Annotated in this window: 14 protein-coding genes and 1 pseudogene; 3 read left to right on the plus strand and 12 right to left on the minus strand. The window is 60.9% G+C overall.

What is annotated here, in order from left to right:
* The 6 genes from PMI21_RS18575 to PMI21_RS18550 all read right to left on the minus strand — a co-directional run.
* The coding region (locus tag PMI21_RS18575; RefSeq protein WP_007936739.1) for an AMP-binding protein at window positions 1-1,269 on the minus strand (1,269 nt) is incomplete at its 3' end.
* Complete coding sequence (locus PMI21_RS18570) at window positions 1,266-1,811, minus strand: hypothetical protein (protein ID WP_007936740.1); 546 nt, start codon at window positions 1,809-1,811, stop codon at window positions 1,266-1,268. The genes PMI21_RS18570 and PMI21_RS18575, both read right to left, overlap by 4 nt.
* Complete coding sequence (locus PMI21_RS18565; protein WP_007936741.1) at window positions 1,808-2,062, minus strand: acyl carrier protein; 255 nt, start codon at window positions 2,060-2,062, stop codon at window positions 1,808-1,810. The genes PMI21_RS18570 and PMI21_RS18565 overlap by 4 nt, the downstream gene beginning before the upstream one ends.
* Window positions 2,063-2,071: 9 nt before the next feature.
* Window positions 2,072-2,347 carry a phosphopantetheine-binding protein gene (locus PMI21_RS18560; RefSeq protein ID WP_007936742.1) on the minus strand — a complete coding sequence of 92 codons (276 nt, stop codon included), beginning with the start codon at window positions 2,345-2,347 and terminating at the stop codon, window positions 2,072-2,074.
* Complete coding sequence (locus tag PMI21_RS18555) at window positions 2,325-3,137, minus strand: lysophospholipid acyltransferase family protein (RefSeq protein ID WP_007936743.1); 813 nt, start codon at window positions 3,135-3,137, stop codon at window positions 2,325-2,327. Before PMI21_RS18555 ends, PMI21_RS18560 begins: the two co-directional genes overlap by 23 nt.
* On the minus strand, window positions 3,113-3,838 hold the full coding sequence (locus PMI21_RS18550; protein WP_007936748.1) for a beta-ketoacyl synthase chain length factor: 726 nt from the start codon (window positions 3,836-3,838) through the stop codon (window positions 3,113-3,115). Before PMI21_RS18550 ends, PMI21_RS18555 begins: the two co-directional genes overlap by 25 nt.
* 356 nt (window positions 3,839-4,194) lie before the next feature.
* On the opposite strand from PMI21_RS18550, the gene PMI21_RS18545 reads away from it, so the two are divergent.
* Window positions 4,195-4,965: a ParA family protein gene (locus PMI21_RS18545; RefSeq protein ID WP_007936749.1), complete on the plus strand. Its 771-nt coding sequence runs from the start codon at window positions 4,195-4,197 to the stop codon at window positions 4,963-4,965.
* 57 nt (window positions 4,966-5,022) lie between these two features.
* Here the strand turns inward: PMI21_RS18545 and trxC are convergent, their stop codons facing one another.
* The 6 genes and pseudogenes from trxC to PMI21_RS30155 all read right to left on the minus strand — a co-directional run.
* Window positions 5,023-5,457 (minus strand): thioredoxin TrxC, encoded by a 435-nt coding sequence (gene trxC, locus PMI21_RS18540; RefSeq protein ID WP_007936750.1) that lies wholly within the window; start codon window positions 5,455-5,457, stop codon window positions 5,023-5,025.
* A 112-nt stretch (window positions 5,458-5,569) separates the two neighbouring features.
* Window positions 5,570-7,033, minus strand: a complete 1,464-nt coding sequence (selO, locus tag PMI21_RS18535) for a protein adenylyltransferase SelO (protein ID WP_007936751.1) — start codon at window positions 7,031-7,033, stop codon at window positions 5,570-5,572.
* A gap of 48 nt (window positions 7,034-7,081) precedes the next feature.
* The gene (gene mscK, locus PMI21_RS18530) at window positions 7,082-10,432 is read right to left on the minus strand and encodes a mechanosensitive channel MscK (protein ID WP_007936753.1); all 3,351 of its coding nucleotides are present in this window, start codon (window positions 10,430-10,432) and stop codon (window positions 7,082-7,084) included.
* Window positions 10,433-10,466: 34 nt separating this feature from the next.
* Window positions 10,467-12,209 (minus strand): potassium/proton antiporter, encoded by a 1,743-nt coding sequence (locus PMI21_RS18525; RefSeq protein WP_007936754.1) that lies wholly within the window; start codon window positions 12,207-12,209, stop codon window positions 10,467-10,469.
* A 281-nt stretch (window positions 12,210-12,490) separates the two neighbouring features.
* The gene (locus tag PMI21_RS30150; protein WP_443200760.1) at window positions 12,491-13,363 is read right to left on the minus strand and encodes a methyl-accepting chemotaxis protein; all 873 of its coding nucleotides are present in this window, start codon (window positions 13,361-13,363) and stop codon (window positions 12,491-12,493) included.
* Window positions 13,346-14,116: pseudogene (locus PMI21_RS30155) on the minus strand (MCP four helix bundle domain-containing protein); the annotation flags it as partial. The pseudogene PMI21_RS30155 and the gene PMI21_RS30150, both read right to left, overlap by 18 nt.
* Before the next feature lie 275 nt (window positions 14,117-14,391).
* Here PMI21_RS30155 and PMI21_RS18515 point away from each other — a divergent pair.
* Together PMI21_RS18515 and PMI21_RS18510 are read left to right on the plus strand one after the other, a co-directional pair.
* Window positions 14,392-14,622, plus strand: a complete 231-nt coding sequence (locus PMI21_RS18515; RefSeq protein WP_007936756.1) for a hypothetical protein — start codon at window positions 14,392-14,394, stop codon at window positions 14,620-14,622.
* Window positions 14,619-14,921, plus strand: a complete 303-nt coding sequence (locus tag PMI21_RS18510) for a cell division protein ZapA (protein WP_007936757.1) — start codon at window positions 14,619-14,621, stop codon at window positions 14,919-14,921. Before PMI21_RS18515 ends, PMI21_RS18510 begins: the two co-directional genes overlap by 4 nt.
* Window positions 14,922-15,012 lie beyond the last annotated feature (91 nt).

Genomic DNA, 15,012 nt, shown 5'->3' on the forward strand with positions numbered 1-15,012 from the left:
CGGCACCTGCCGCAACAGGCGCCAGCGTCGTGGCAGGGCCAGCGTTTCACAATGCTGGCTCAAATGCTGACGCAACGCTTGCGTGAGGCTGCGTCGTCCCTGATTGCGCAACGCGTGCATACCTCGCTCGCTAAGCACCAGCAGCGCGCCCAATGAGGCGCGGTTTTCCTGAACCACACCCAGGCGCGCTTCGGCGACCCAGGCGTGAGCCATCAACGCGTGTTCGAGCATCGGTAGCGAGATACGCTTTTCTTCCAGTTTGACGATCCGGTCCAGCCGCCCCAACAGCTCGAAACGGCCGTCGGCGGCGATGCGCGCGGCATCGGCGGTGTGTTCGATATGGCCTGCCGGCAGGTACGGCGATGCAATAAGCAGGGCACCGTCGCTGTCCTGGCTCAGCTCCACGCCGGCGAAGGGCTGCCAGAGATCCTGGCCCTGACGCCAGGCGATGCCGCCGGTTTCCGAGCTGCCGAGGATCTCGGTCGGCCATTGTTGCAGGCGTTCGTACAGGCTTTGCGAGGCTTCGGCGGGTAACGCGCCACCGGAGGAGAACACTCGGCGCACTGCGCTCAGTGCTGGCCAGTCGAGGTTGTCACCCATGCGCTTGAGCAATGCCGGGCTGGCGACCCAGGCGAAGGCCGGGTGTTCGCGGCTGGCGCGTTGCAAGTCTTCCGGGAAAGCCAGTTGCTTGCGCACGAACGAACGCCCGGCGCACAACGGCCACAGCACCCGAAACAGCAAGCCGTAGATGTGTTGGGTGGCGACGCTGCCGATGATGCAGGCTTCGCCCAGATCTGCGCCCCACAAGTGCTCCAGCGCTTCGACTTCATTGGCCAGTTGCCGCAGGGTTTTGTCGATGCGCTTGGGTTCGCCGCTGGAGCCGGAGGTGCACAGGCTCAGCTGACAACGATCCAGGTCCAGCGGGTGGGCCGGCAGCGGCGAATGCCGATAATCGCTCAGGTGCGCATCGTCGGCCTGATCGGTCAGCCACAGATCGACCTCGGTCGACCAGCGCTGGCGCGTCTGCGCTTGCAGGTCGGAAGGCAGCAGTACGCTGACCCCGGCACGCCAGGCGCCGAGCAGGGCAATGGCCAGGTCGGCGGCGTCTTCAAGGTGCACGGCGATGCGCTGCACACCCTGGGTTTGCAGGCCGGCAGCCAGGCTCAGGGCCCGGTCGCACAATTGCGCGTGATTCAACGCCGGCTCGGCCGTCACGGCACGCTCCGGCTGAGTCTTGAGCAGCAGTTGCTCAAGTTTTATCCAATTCATGGGTGGCCTCGTACCCGTTGTCGTATCAGCCATTCAATGGCAAACATCAGGCCGATCAATCCGTAGGAGATCAGGCCGGTGTACAACATCCACCAGCTCAGCGGCGCCCAAAGGGTCAGGGCGGCGGCGCACAAACCGTTGCAGAGAAAAAACACGCTCCAGGCAATCGTCACCTGGCGGGTGTAGCGAATGGCCCTGGGCGGTAATTCCGGTTCTCGCAGGCGGGCCAGGCGTTCGACCATCGGCGGGCCGTATTTCAGGCTAAGACCGAACAGCACCAGCATGAACGCGCTGATCAGCACCGGGTACCAGCGCAGCAGCACCGGGCTGTCGAACACTGCCAGCAGCAGGCAGAACGCGATGGCGGCCGTGGACATCCACAGGCTGCCGGGGCGCCGTTCGCCGGTCAGCGCTCGCGCCAGCCACAGGCTGCCCAGCAGCAGACCGAACTGCCACGGGGCAAAATGCTCCATGCCGAAATACACCGCAAAGGGGTACAGCAGGCCTGCGAGCAGCAGGCCAAGGCCGATCAGTCGGCTCATGCGGCTGGCTGAACCAGACGGTAAACCGCCTCGACCACGTCGCTGACGGTACGCACCGATTTGAATTCTTCGGCGGCGATTTTCTTGCCGGTCTGGCGCTTGATGTGATCGATCAGGTCGACCGCATCGATGCTGTCGATTTCCAGATCCTGGTACAGGTTGGATTCCAGGCTGATGCGCTCGGGGTCCAGCTCGAAGAGTTCGACCAGAGCATCGCGCAGGGTGTTGAAAATATCGTCACGAGTTTGCATGGTCCGGTCTCAAGCTGCCTGTTTTGCAGTGACGAACGCCGCAAGGCTCGCCACGTTGCTGAAGTGATTACGGGTGTCCTTGGCGTCGGAATCGATTTTGATGCCGTACTTTTTCTGGATCGCCAGGCCGAGTTCCAGCGCGTCTACCGAGTCCAGGCCCAGGCCTTCGCCGAACAGCGTCTGATTGTCGCCGATGTCGTCGACGCTGATGTCTTCGAGGCCCAGGGCTTCGATGATCAGCTCTTTGATTTCCAGCATCAGGCTAACGGTGTTCTGATCGCTCATCTTCGGCGAGCTCCTTGATAAAGTAAGAGTGCAAATAGTCATTGAGCTTGCGCGAGGCCTGGGGCGCAGGTCCTTGCGTAGCGAAGGCCTGTGGGTCTATATCGGCCCCGACGCGGAAACTGAAGTGCACGCGGCGTTTGGGGATCCGATACCAGGGTTCGGCCTTGGTCAATGTGGTCGGGTTGACCTTGATAATTACCGGGGTGAGGATTCTCGCACCACGCAGCGCGATTGCCGCACCCCCCCGATGAAAGGCCGGCGGTTGGCCGGGTCGGGTCCGGGTGCCCTCGGGAAAGATGATCAGGGTCTGGCCGCTTTTCAGCGCGTCGGCAGCGGCGTCGAGCATGTCCATGCTGCCATCGTTGCTGATGTATTCGGTACAGCGTAGCGGACCGCGAGTGAACGGGTTTTCCCAGAGGCTTTTCTTGACCACGCAATTGGCGTGGCGCACCAGGCCGATCAAAAACACCACATCGATCAACGACGGGTGGTTGGCGACGATCATCTGGCCTGGTCGCCCGAGCTTTTCCGCTCCCTGAATGTCATAGGTCAGCACGCCACTGCGGGCCATGAACCGAATGAAAAACCAGAAACACCGGCTGACCGTATGTCGCGCACGCTGACGATGGGCCTGAGCGTCTCCCGGCAGGCAGTTCAACAGCGGGAACACCACCAGTCGCAGGCACAGGCTGCTCAACCCGAACAGGGTGAAGCTTGCGGCGGTGGCCAGCAGGCGCCAGTAGTAGGCGTCGCGGTTTTTATCGGTTACGGGTTGCGTTGCCAGGTCCATACACGATTTTTCCAGGCATGTTGGCAGGTAGTCTGCTGGCCGAGCAGCGTATGCAACAGATTCAGGGCATGGGGCCAGCGGGCTTTGGACAACGTGTGCGGGGCGCTGTTCAGCGACAGTTGCCACTGATTGCCAGGGGTGATCAACAGGCCGACTGCGTAAGGGAATGGCACATCGTCGATCCAGGCTGAGTAGGCGGTGGGCGGTTGCTCTTCAGTTACCACCAGCAGTACCGCGGGCGCGCCTTCCTCAAGCAGCGCTGCCGCCTCCAGCATGCCGTGTTCAAGGCCATCGCCGGCCGCGGCGAGGGCAGTCATTTCGCTGGTTTCGCCACGCATGATCGACCACAGTCCGATGACCGCGTTGTGTACCGACAGGCTGAACTGGGTGGGCGACAATGGTTGGTCGGTCGCCAGATCGCTGAGAATTTCGAAGGTGCGCGGGGTTTCGCCGTGGCGGGAAATAAAGACCAACGGTAGATCCTGCCGACCATCGGCCAAGGGCCAGCCGACACTGAACGCCATCCGCGCCAGACGGCTGAGTCGCCGGCGCTGCATGGCCGGCAGAAACGACACATCCGGGGCGGCATCGCTGGGCTCGAGCACGACCGGTTGTCGGCTCCAGGCCTGCCAATCATCCACGCTTTCAAGCCCAGGGGCCCAAGCGCGCCATTGGGCGATGTTGAAGTTGATCACAGACATTCATCCCGCCCCTGCGGGCTTCCTTTAACGCGGTGAGTCGCAAGAACCGCGGCTGACCTGACGTGGCGCTTAACGCCGAGTGGCGCGCATTATCCCGGTGCTGCGGGCGTGTAGCAAATACTGGTTACATTTTGCGCAACGAAATGTACCGTCTGGTTCGCGAAAAGCTGTCGTTTGGCCATTATCCACAGTGCGGCGGGCATGTCTGTCGGCTGTATCGGCTATCGATGAACGAGTTGGCAGCTTTTCCAGGCGGAGATTTGCCTATGACTGTGTAGTCTAGATGCTGGCGAGGTAGCTAAGCAGCGTTGTGGACTACTACACTCGGTCATTCTTTGATACACGGAGGTTTTGACATGCGGCGCGTGGTGTTCAATCAGAAAGGTGGCGTGGGCAAATCAAGTATTGCCTGCAATCTGGCGGCGGTCAGCGCCAGCGAAGGCTATCGCACGCTGTTGGTGGATCTCGATGCCCAGGCAAACTCCACTCAGTACCTGACAGGGCTTACCGGTGATGATATCCCGATGGGGATCGCCGACTTCTTCAAGCAGACCCTGTCCTCCGGGCCGTTCTCGAAGAAAGGCCAGGTCGACATCTACGAAACCCCGTTCGACAACCTTCACGTCATCACTGCCACCGCCGAGCTGGCAGACTTGCAGCCCAAGCTTGAGGCCAAACACAAGATCAACAAGCTGCGCAAATTGCTCGAGGAGCTGGACGGCGATTACGACCGAATCTACCTCGACACCCCGCCGGCGCTGAATTTCTATGCCGTCTCGGCGTTGATCGCCGCTGATCGTGTGCTGATTCCCTTCGATTGCGACAGCTTTTCGCGCCAGGCGCTGTATGGCCTGCTGGCGGAAATCGAAGAGTTGAAAGACGACCACAACGAAGCGCTGGAAGTCGAAGGTATTGTCGTCAACCAGTTCCAGGCTCGTGCCAGCCTACCCCAGCAAATCCTCGACGAACTGATCGCCGAAGGGCTGCCGGTGCTGCCGGTGTACCTGGCCAGTTCGGTGCGCATGCGCGAATCCCATCAGGCCAACACGCCGCTGATCCACCTCGACCCGCGGCACAAGCTGACCCAGCAATTCGTCGATCTGCACAACCTGCTGGAAAATGCCTGAAAGCAAAAGATCGTCCGAACGCGGCCCGAGCCTTCGGACGATCTTTTCAGGCCGTTATCAGATCCCCTGACTGCGCAACCAGCTCATCAACTGCGGTAACGGGAAGGCCCCGCTCTGACGAGCCACTTCCTGGCCGTTCTTGAACAGAATCAGGCTCGGGATCGAGCGAATCCCCAACTGCGCCGACAACTGCTGATTCGCCTCGCTGTCCAGCTTGGCCAGCCGACACTTGCCCGCCAATTGCCCCGCCGCCTGCTCGAACACCGGCGCAAACGATTTGCACGGCCCGCACCAGTCCGCCCACACATCCACCAGCAACGGCAGGTCACCCTTGATCTGACTGGCGTAATCGCCTTGCTTCAATTCGAACGGCTTGTTCAGCAAGACCTCGGCCTTGCAGCGGCCGCACTTTGGATGGTCGTTGAGGCGCTCGGCGGGGATGCGGTTCAGGCCGTTGCAGTGGGGGCAGGGGATGAGGAGTGGGTCAGTCATGGTTGGCTCTCAGTTGGGCAGTCTATGAAACAGATCTGGAGTCGAAGGTGGTCTTTATCAAGGCGATAGGTTTTAGACCATTATCTTCTTCGGTAGCAAAGAGCCTTTCCACTCACGACGAACAACTGATCTCCAGATGCTTGCCCCATTCCGGTGGCCGCTCGGCATAACTCTCCATCCCCGGCTGCTCCTCGAACGGATTGCTCAGCACTGCGTGCAGTCGACGAACCTCTGAATAGTCGCCGCTTTCCGCCGCATCGATGGCTTTCTGCGCCAGGTAATTGCGCAGGATGTACAGCGGATTCACCGCATGCATCCGTTCGCGGCGCAGCGCCTGATCAGCCTCACCTTCACGGGTAACCCGGGCGATGTAGCGCTCACCCCAGGCATCGAAGCCCTTGATGTCGACGAAGTCGTCGCGCAAACGTGAGATGGCCTGCTCCGGCGACTCATCGCCCAGACGACGGAAGAACAGGCTGTAGTCGACGCCGCTGTTCTGCATCAGTTGCAGCAGTTGCTCCAGCAGCTTCTGGTCGTCGTCTTCGGCTGTGGTGAAACCGAGGCGGCGGCGCATCAGGTCCAGGTAGTGGGCCTGGAACAGTGGCAGGTACAGGCCGAGGGTTTCGCGCAGGGCTTCGACGCTGATGAACGGCGTCAGGGCCTGGGCGAGGGCGCTGAGGTTCCACTGGCCGATCGGTACCTGGTTGCTGAAGGAGTAGCGGCCCTGGTCATCGGAGTGATTGCAGATGAAGTGGGCGTCGAAGTCGTCGAGGAAGGCAAACGGGCCGAAGTCGAAGGTGATGCCGAGGATCGACATGTTGTCGGTGTTCATCACGCCGTGGCAGAACCCATAGGCCTGCCATTTGGCGATCAGTTCGGCATTGCGCTCGACGATTTCGCGGAACATCGCCAGGTACGGTTCCGGCTGCTCCAGGCAGTGCGGGAAGTGCATGGCCAGCACGTGCTCGCCGAGTTCTTTCTGCTGCTCGGGGCGCTTGGTGTAGTAGAAGAATTCGAAATGCCCGAAGCGCACATGGCTCGGCGACAGGCGCAGGACCATGGCCGCGCGTTCCTGTTTCTCACGCCAGACCGGCGTGTCGGAGCCGATCACGCACAGTGCGCGCGTGGTGGGAATGTTCAGGGCGTGCAGGGCTTCGGAGGCAAGGAACTCGCGGATCGAGGAGCGCAGCACCGCGCGTCCATCGCCCATGCGTGAGTAAGGCGTCTGACCGGCACCCTTGAGGTGCAGGTCCCAATGCTCGCCGGCTTCGTTATAGACCTCGCCCAGCAACAGGCCGCGACCGTCGCCCAACTGTGGGTTATAGGAACCGAACTGATGCCCGGAATAGACCATCGCCCGCGGCTCGGCTTCGGCCCACAGCTTGTGACCGCCGAACAGCTCGGCGAACACGGGTGTTTCGGCCTCGGCCGGGTCCAGATCCAGCAGCGCCATGGCTGCGGGGCTGGCGACCACCAATCGCGGAGCGGCGATGGGCTCGGGCAGCACATGGGTTGAGAACGCGTCGCCCAGGCGGGCGAAGCGATTGTCGAAGGTCAGTTCGTCGAGGGCTTTCAACGGCCATCTCCAGCAGAATGTCCGAGCATTCTGCTAGGGATAGCGCGCTTAGTCGAGTTCGACAGGCGGCGGCTCTTGCCGCGGTTTGCTGGTGGGTGCCGGAACAATGGTTTTGGTTTCCGGCTCAATCGGGACCATTTTGTATTCCTGGCCCTGAAGGTTCTTGAGATAGACCTCCATCTGGCGGAACGAGATGTTGATGTGCTGCTTCTTGAATTCGCGATTGATGAAGCGGTTGACCTCATCGAGCACCGGGTTACGGTCGCCGAGGTCGCGCACGTGCATGCGCAACTCGTGGTCGAGGGTGCTTTCGCCGAAGTTCAGGAAGTACACGTGGGGCTCCGGGTCCTTCAGCACACGCGGGTTATCGCGCGCCGCCTTGAGCAGCAGCTCTTTCACCAGGTCCAGGTCCGAGCCGTAGTCGACGCCGAGCTTGAGGGTCACCCGGGTGATGGTGTCGGTCAGCGACCAGTTGATCAGTTGCCCGGTGATGAACGTCTTGTTCGGGACGATGATGTCCTTGCGGTCGAAGTCGGTAATGGTCGTGGCGCGGATGCGGATCTTGCTCACGGTGCCCGACAGGTTGCCGATGGTGATGGTGTCGCCGATCCGCACCGGGCGTTCGAACAGGATCATGATGCCGGAGATGAAGTTGGCGAAGATTTCCTGCATCCCGAAACCGAGACCCACCGACAGCGCCGCCACCAGCCATTGCAACTTGTCCCAGCTCACGCCGAGCGTGGACAGGGTCGAGACGAAACCGACACCGGCAATCACATAGGACAGCAACGTGGTCGTGGCGTAGGAACTGCCCTGGGCCAGGTTCAGCTTCGACAGCACAAACACTTCCAGCAGACCCGGCAAGTTGCGCGCCAGCGCGAAGGTGATGCCGATGATGATCAGCGCGCCGAGCATGTCGCCGATGCTGATCGGCACCATGCTCATGTTGGCGCCGGTGCCGCTGGTGTATTCGTAGAGGGTGATGTTGTCCAGGTACGAGAACACCGAGATCAGGTCCGACCAGACCCAATACAGCGCCGCGATGAAGCCGCCGAGCAGGGCCAGGCGGATCAGTCGCAGCGATTGCTCGTTGACCTTCTCGATGTCCAGGGTCGGTTCTTCGATCACCGCTTCGCCGTCGCCGGCCTCTTTCGCGGCCTGGCGTTTGGCCAGGGCGCGCTGATAGGCCAGGCGCCGTGCCGCAACGCTGAGGCCGCGCACGAAGGTGGCTTCGATCACCAGCCAGAACATCAGCAGGTACAGGGTGTTGATCAACCGGTCACTGAGTTTCAGCGCGGTGTAGTAGTAGCCGAAGCACACGGCGACGAACAACGCGATCGGCAGGACGGTGAACATGATTCCCACGGCTTTGCGAAACAGCGAGGCGGTTTCGTGGGTCGGGCTGCTGACCAGCAGGCGGCTGAGCAGCCAGGCCATCAAGGCGTAGCAGGTCAGCACCACCGGCATGCCAAGCACGTCATCGGCCAGCGCCGCCGGTTGCAGCTCGGCAACCGCCACTACGGTCACCAGGGCCATCACCACCAGCCCGAGCCGGCGAATCCAGCCTTGAAGGAATTCGACCTGAGGCTTTTCCCAGCGGAAATGCAGTTCGGCCACGCCACCCGGCGCGAGGATGCGGTAGGCGGTGTAGAACACCAGCCAGGCCTGGGCCATTTGCAACAGCGCCGCGCCCATATTGGCGTTCTGCCCGCGGGCGTCGATCTGCAAGGCCAGGCCGCACAAGGCCAGACCCAGGGAGACCGGCATCGCCAGCAGAATGTTGATCAGAATCGCTTGCGGGGTGTGCCACTGGCTGTCGCGCTTGAAGTGGCCGATGTCCTGGTGAACTTTGTTCAGGCGGGCATAGAGATTTTTGCGACGCCACAGCAGCGCGCCGATCAGCAAGGCCAGTGGCAGGAACAGCAGCGGCCGTTGCGTCAGGCCATCGGTCAGTTCGCTCAGGCTCGAAGCCCACGGCAGGGTATTGACCTGACGTTGCAGGCGTTCCGGCACGCCATGCATCCACTCAAGATCCAGCGGCTTGTTGCTGGGAATCCAGAACATTTGCTCGTCCAGCGTAGCCCGCAGACTTTGCGCGGTGCTGAGCAGTTGCTTCTGGTTGAGTTGCAAAGTGATGGATACGTTGAGCACCGCGCTCAGTTCGCGACTCAAGCGCTCCAGCAGATCCACGCGGGTGGTGGCCAGTTCCAGCAGGCTCTTGCGCAGTTGCGGGGTGACTTGCTCGGGCGGTTGGGTGGCCAGCAGGTTGTCGACATAGGTGATCGGGTTGCTGAGCAGTTCCCGTTGCTGACTGACTTCGAACTGATACAGGCGAATGTCGGCGATCTGATCGGCCAGGTCGCGGTCGAGCCTGAGACGCGGCAGGGCCTGTTTCTGTTTGTAGAGAATCTTGGAGAGCAGCAGGCTGCCCTTGAGCACGTTGATCTGTTCGTCCAGCGCCGAATCGCTCTGGGTCACGCTGTCCAGTTGCTGCTTGGTCTGCAGGTTCTGTTGGGTGACTTCGTTGAGGCGGTCAGTGCTTTTGAGCAGGTAATCGGAGAGCTTCAGGTTGGCCGCGCTTTCGGTGGCCAGCAGGCTGCTGCCGCCGGCTTTCTGCGCTTCGATGGACTGCTGGGTCACTGTCTCTTGCGACTGGGCCAGGCGTTTCTGGTTAATCAGGGTTTGCAGGTCCTGGATCTCCTGATCCAGGCGATCGGATTTTTCCGACAGCAAGTCATGCTGGCTGTTGCCCTGATCCTGCAACAGGCTGTTGCCGGCCAGTTCCTGGCGACGCAACGGGATCAAGGCGTTCAGTGCCGCGAGTTCGGCGTTGAGCTGATCGCGTTGCTCGGCGGTCAGGGTCTTGCCGCTGTCCTTGCCGAGCTTGAGGATGTTGTTGATCTGCTGGATGCGCGTCTGGCTGGCGGAGATCTCGGCCTGGGCACGCTCGGGGCGGGTCTGGGCGGTAATGATCAGGCTGTTCGCTTCGGCCAGGGCTTTTTGCAGATCGCTTTGCTGAGTGGAGAGTTCGGTCAGCAGCTGTTCGAGCTGCTGAATCGTCTCTTTGGTATAGCGTTGCGCCACCGGCATCACTTTAGTGGCCTTGAGGCGGGTCAGTTCGCGCTGGTTCTCGATGTTCTGCTTCGGCGCATTGGTCAACTGCTGCTTGAGATCGATCAGTTTCTGATCGTAATCACGCAGGTTGTTGAGCTGGGTGAGCGTGCTCTGCAGGACCGCTTGCAGGGCTTTCTGATCGGCTTCCGGCAGTTTGCGGTCGGCAAGCTTGCTCAGGCTCGCCTGCACGGCTTCGCTGGACGGCGGTTCGGCGGCCTGCAGCGTGCTGATGGAAAGACTCAAGCCCAGCAGGGCCATGATGAAAAAGGTGCGCAGAGTTGACATAGAGACCGATCGAAAACGAGGCGAAGTGTGGAGTTTAGAGGAACAGGCCGGGGCCGGGGCGACTTCCTTCGGGGAATCTGACGCCCACTTTACCAATCTTGTTCCCTTCCATGACCGCGACGGTCCAGAGGGTGTTGTTCCACTCCACCTGGTCACCGACGACTGGAGCGCCGCCCACTTTCTGGGCAATGAAGTGGCCCAGGGACATGTTTGGATCGATGCCCTCGACTTTCAACCCGTACAGGGCCGCAACCGCGCCCAGCTGGGCATCTCCTTCGAGTACGAAGTCGCCGAAGAAACGCAAATCCAGCCCCCGTTGCGGTGCCTGGCTGAAGAGTTTTCCGAGGGCCGGAAGGTTGTGTTCATGGCCGATCACGCAGAGCAAATCATCGACTTCGAGCACCGTACTACCCGACGGATGGAGCAGTTGCTGGCCACGAAACAGGGCCGCGATACGGGTGCCTTCGGGCATTTTCAGCTCGCGAAGGGGGGAACCGATGCACCATTTCTCGGCACCGAGGCGATAAACGAACAGCTCCCACTCGCTGGTGACATGCACTTCCAGCGCCGATCGGGAGATCGGCAGGGGCTCCGGCGGGACGGTCACTTTCAAAAGCTTGGCGACCCACGGCAGGCTTGTTCCTTGCACCAACAGCGACACCAGCACGATAAAGAACGCCAGATTGAAATACAGCTGAGCGTTGGGCAGTCCCGCCATCAACGGGAACACCGCCAGAATGATCGGTACGGCGCCGCGCAGGCCAACCCAGGAAATGAATGCCTTCTCGCGTCCATGGAACGCCTTGAAAGGCAGCAGGCCAGCCAGCACCGACAACGGGCGGGCAAACAGAATCATCCACAGCGCCAGGCCCAGTGCCGGCAAAGCAATCGGCAGCAGGTCATGGGGCGTGACCAGCAGCCCCAGCACCAGGAACATGCCGATCTGGGCCAGCCAGGCCATGCCGTCGAGCATATGCAAAATGCCGTGACGGCTGCGCACCGGGCGGTTGCCGATCACCAGACCACACAGGTACACCGCCAAAAAGCCGCTGCCGTGCAGGGCGTTGGTCAGGGCAAACACCACCAGGCCGCCAGCAATCACCAGAATCGGATAAAGGCCGGTGGCCAGGTGGATACGGTTGACCAGTTGCAGCATCAGCCCACCGCCGGCGAGGCCGATGACGGCGCCGATGCCGAATTCGCGCAGCAAGTGCCCAAGCAAGCTCCAGTGCAGGCCGGTCTGGCCGCTGGCGAGCATGTCGATCAGGGTGACGGTGAGGAACACCGCCATCGGGTCGTTGCTGCCGGATTCGATCTCCAGGCTCGCGGTCACCCGCTCGTTCAGGCCTTTGCCGCCCAGCAGCGAGAACACGGCCGCGGCATCGGTGGAGCCGACGATGGCGCCGATCAGCAGGCCCTGAATCAGGTTCAGGTCGAACAACCAGGCCGCCGCCATGCCGGTCAGCCCGGTGGTGATCAACACCCCGACCGTGGCCAGCGACAGCGCCGGCCACAATGCCACGCGAAAACTCGCCACCCGGGTGCGCAAGCCGCCGTCGAGCAGGATCACTGCCAAGGCGAGGTTGCCGACCAGATAGGCCGTGGGGTAGTTATCGAAAATAATGCCGGCGCCGTCGACACCGGCCGACATGCCCACCGCGAGGATGATCACCAGAATCGGGATCCCGAGGCGCGATGAAAGTGAGCTCACCAGAATGCTCGCACCTACCAGCAACGCGCCGATCAAGAACAGGCTGTTGATGGTCGTTGCATTCAAAGGCAGTACTCCGGAAGCGTAAAGGCGGGCGCAAACTGACCATGCAGTCCGCGTGCCAGCGATTCTAACCTGTTGAAATGTGATGCTGTCAAAAAGCTTTTGCAGATCAAAAGATCGCAGCCTGTGGCAGCTCCTACAGGGATCGCGCGTTATTCAAGATGATCGTTCCCACGCTCTGCGTGGTAACGCCTCAATGGACGCTCTGCGTCCGCTTCCGGGACGCGGAGCGCCCGGGGCTGCATTCCCACGCAGAGCGTGGGAACGATCATGGGTGAACTTACTTACAGGCTGAACCGCCCAACCATGTTGTTCAGGTCCAGCGCCAGGCGCGACAGTTCGTTGCTGGCCGCGCTCGTCTGGTTGGCGCCGGTGGCCGATTGCACCGACAGGTCGCGAATGTTCACCAGATTGCGGTCCACTTCACGGGCCACTTGCGCCTGTTCTTCGGCCGCGCTGGCGATCACCAGGTTGCGCTCGTTGATTTCGACGATGGCGCTATTGATGGTGTCCAGCGACAGGCCGGCACCGCGCGCGATGTTCAAGGTCGACTCGGCGCGCTCGGTGCTGTTACGCATCGAATCCACGGCGTGTTCGGTGCCGCTCTGGATGCTGCCGATCATGCGTTCGATTTCGCTGGTCGACTGCTGGGTGCGATGGGCCAGGGCACGCACTTCGTCGGCAACCACCGCAAAACCACGACCGGCTTCACCGGCACGGGCCGCTTCGATGGCAGCGTTCAACGCCAACAGGTTGGTCTGGTCGGCCAGGCCACGAATCACGTCCAGCACTTTGCCGATGTCTCGCGACTCGTTGGCCAGATCGCCGATCAGCGTGGCGGTGCTCTGCACGTCGGCGCTCATGCGTTCGATGGCGCTGACGGTTTCCTGCACCAGGTCACGACCGTCGCCCGCCGAAGTGGTGGCGTTTTTCGAGGCTTCGGAAGTGCTCACGGCATTGCGCGCGACTTCTTCCACGGCGCTGGTCATTTCGTTGACGGCGGTGGCGGCCTGCTCGATTTCGTTGTTCTGCCGGGTCAGGCCACGGGCGCTTTCGTCGGTGACGCTGTTGAGTTCTTCCGTGGCAGACGCCAGTTGCGTGGCCGAACCGGAAATACGTTGCAGGGTGTCGCGCAGTTTGTCCTGCATCTTCGCCATGGCGGCCAATAGACGACCGGCTTCGTCTGCACCGTCGACCGTGATCGGGCGCGTCAGGTTGCCTTCGGCGATTTCTTCGGCGGCGCTCAGGGCGTTGGCGATTGGTTTGGTGATGCTGTTGGTCAGCAGCCAGGCGAACAGCAGGGTCAGGCCAGTGGCGATCACCAACAGGGTCACCACCAGGTTGAAGGCCGAGGAGTACTGGTCGACGGCTTGCTGGTTGGTGTCGACGGTCTGCTGGGTGTTGATCTCCAGCAAGCGGTTCAGCACGGTGTTGATGGCTTCAGAGTTGTTCATCAAATCGGTGTTGAGCAGCGTGCGCAGTTCGTCGACCTGATTGTTGCGCGACAGGCTCTTCATCCGGTCTTCGATCTGGCGGTACTGCCCCAGCAACTGCACATACTGATCATAGGCTGCACGTTCCTGCGGGCTGGCGATCAACTTTTCGTAGGCCGCCTGAGCCGCTCGGATCTGCTGGTTACGGGTTTCCAGCAGCTCGATGGTTTTCTGCTGGACGTCTGGCTCACGATTCACCAACAGGCGATAAGACAGCACGCGCAGGCGCAGGGTCAGCTGAGTGAATTCATCGAGGCTTTTAATGCTAGGTACGCTGTTCGAGGTGATCTCCTCGGCGGCGCCGCGAATCTTGCTCATCTGGTTCAGGGCGAACACACCCAGGATCAGCATCATGGCGCCAATCAGGGTGAAACCGAGGAACGCCCGCGGTGCGATATTCATATTTCGTAGGGACATGGTGTTCACCGAAAAAAGCGCATCCGTGCGGGGCTGAAACTGCTGTATTCATGGCTTATCGGTCATACGACTAAAGTCTTGAGTCGCTGCGCGCATTTGTCGCAGAAGGGCCGCGACGACGAAGTGCAGGAACCAGAGCCGTCAATCACAGTCTTTAAAACTCGCGAGGAAGGTCGACCGCCAGGAAAATCAAGGCCTTGCGCCCGCATAACCCTGGCTTCCACAGTGACTTTTCTTTATCGTACGCGCCCTTTGAAAATGCCCGGAAAATCAAAATGTTAGAAGCATCCCTAAGCCAACTGGAACAACTGGTCAGCGACCTGGTGCAACAGAACCAGACCCTGCTCGGCACCAACCAATCCCTGAGTGCGGAACTGGCCCAGGTCAAGGATGAAAACGAAAGCCTGCAACTGAGCCTGATGGAACAGGAAGAGAAGCAAGGCGCCACCGTCGCACGCATTCAGGCCTTGGTTGAGCGCGTCAGCGCCGGCCCTGTCAGCGCATGAGTTACGGCGCCGCAGGGGTAAAAGTCGTCTCGATTCTGGGCGAAGACTATTCAATCAAGGCGCCGGCCGGGGAAGAGCAGACCCTGCTGGACGCGGCATTGATGTTGAAGGCCGCACTGGCCGAGACCAAAAAGAAGTACCCGGCGCTGATCGGTGACCGCTTGCTGGTGCTGGCGGCGATGAATCTGTGCTCGCAGCAGATCGAAATGCAAAAGCGTCATCAGCAGGAACTCGACCGTTACCAAGAGCAAGTCAGCGCCACGGTTGAAGTGATCGCCAAGACGATCAACCAGGCCTGAGCGGCTTTGCGCACAACCAAAGAATAAATTGTCGATTGAGTTGTATACAATCGGCATGGCTGTTGCAGTGTTTCAGCCTCTTATTCTTTGG

The sequence above is a fragment of the Pseudomonas sp. GM18 genome, assembly GCF_000282195.1.
Classification (GTDB): Bacteria; Pseudomonadota; Gammaproteobacteria; order Pseudomonadales; family Pseudomonadaceae; genus Aquipseudomonas.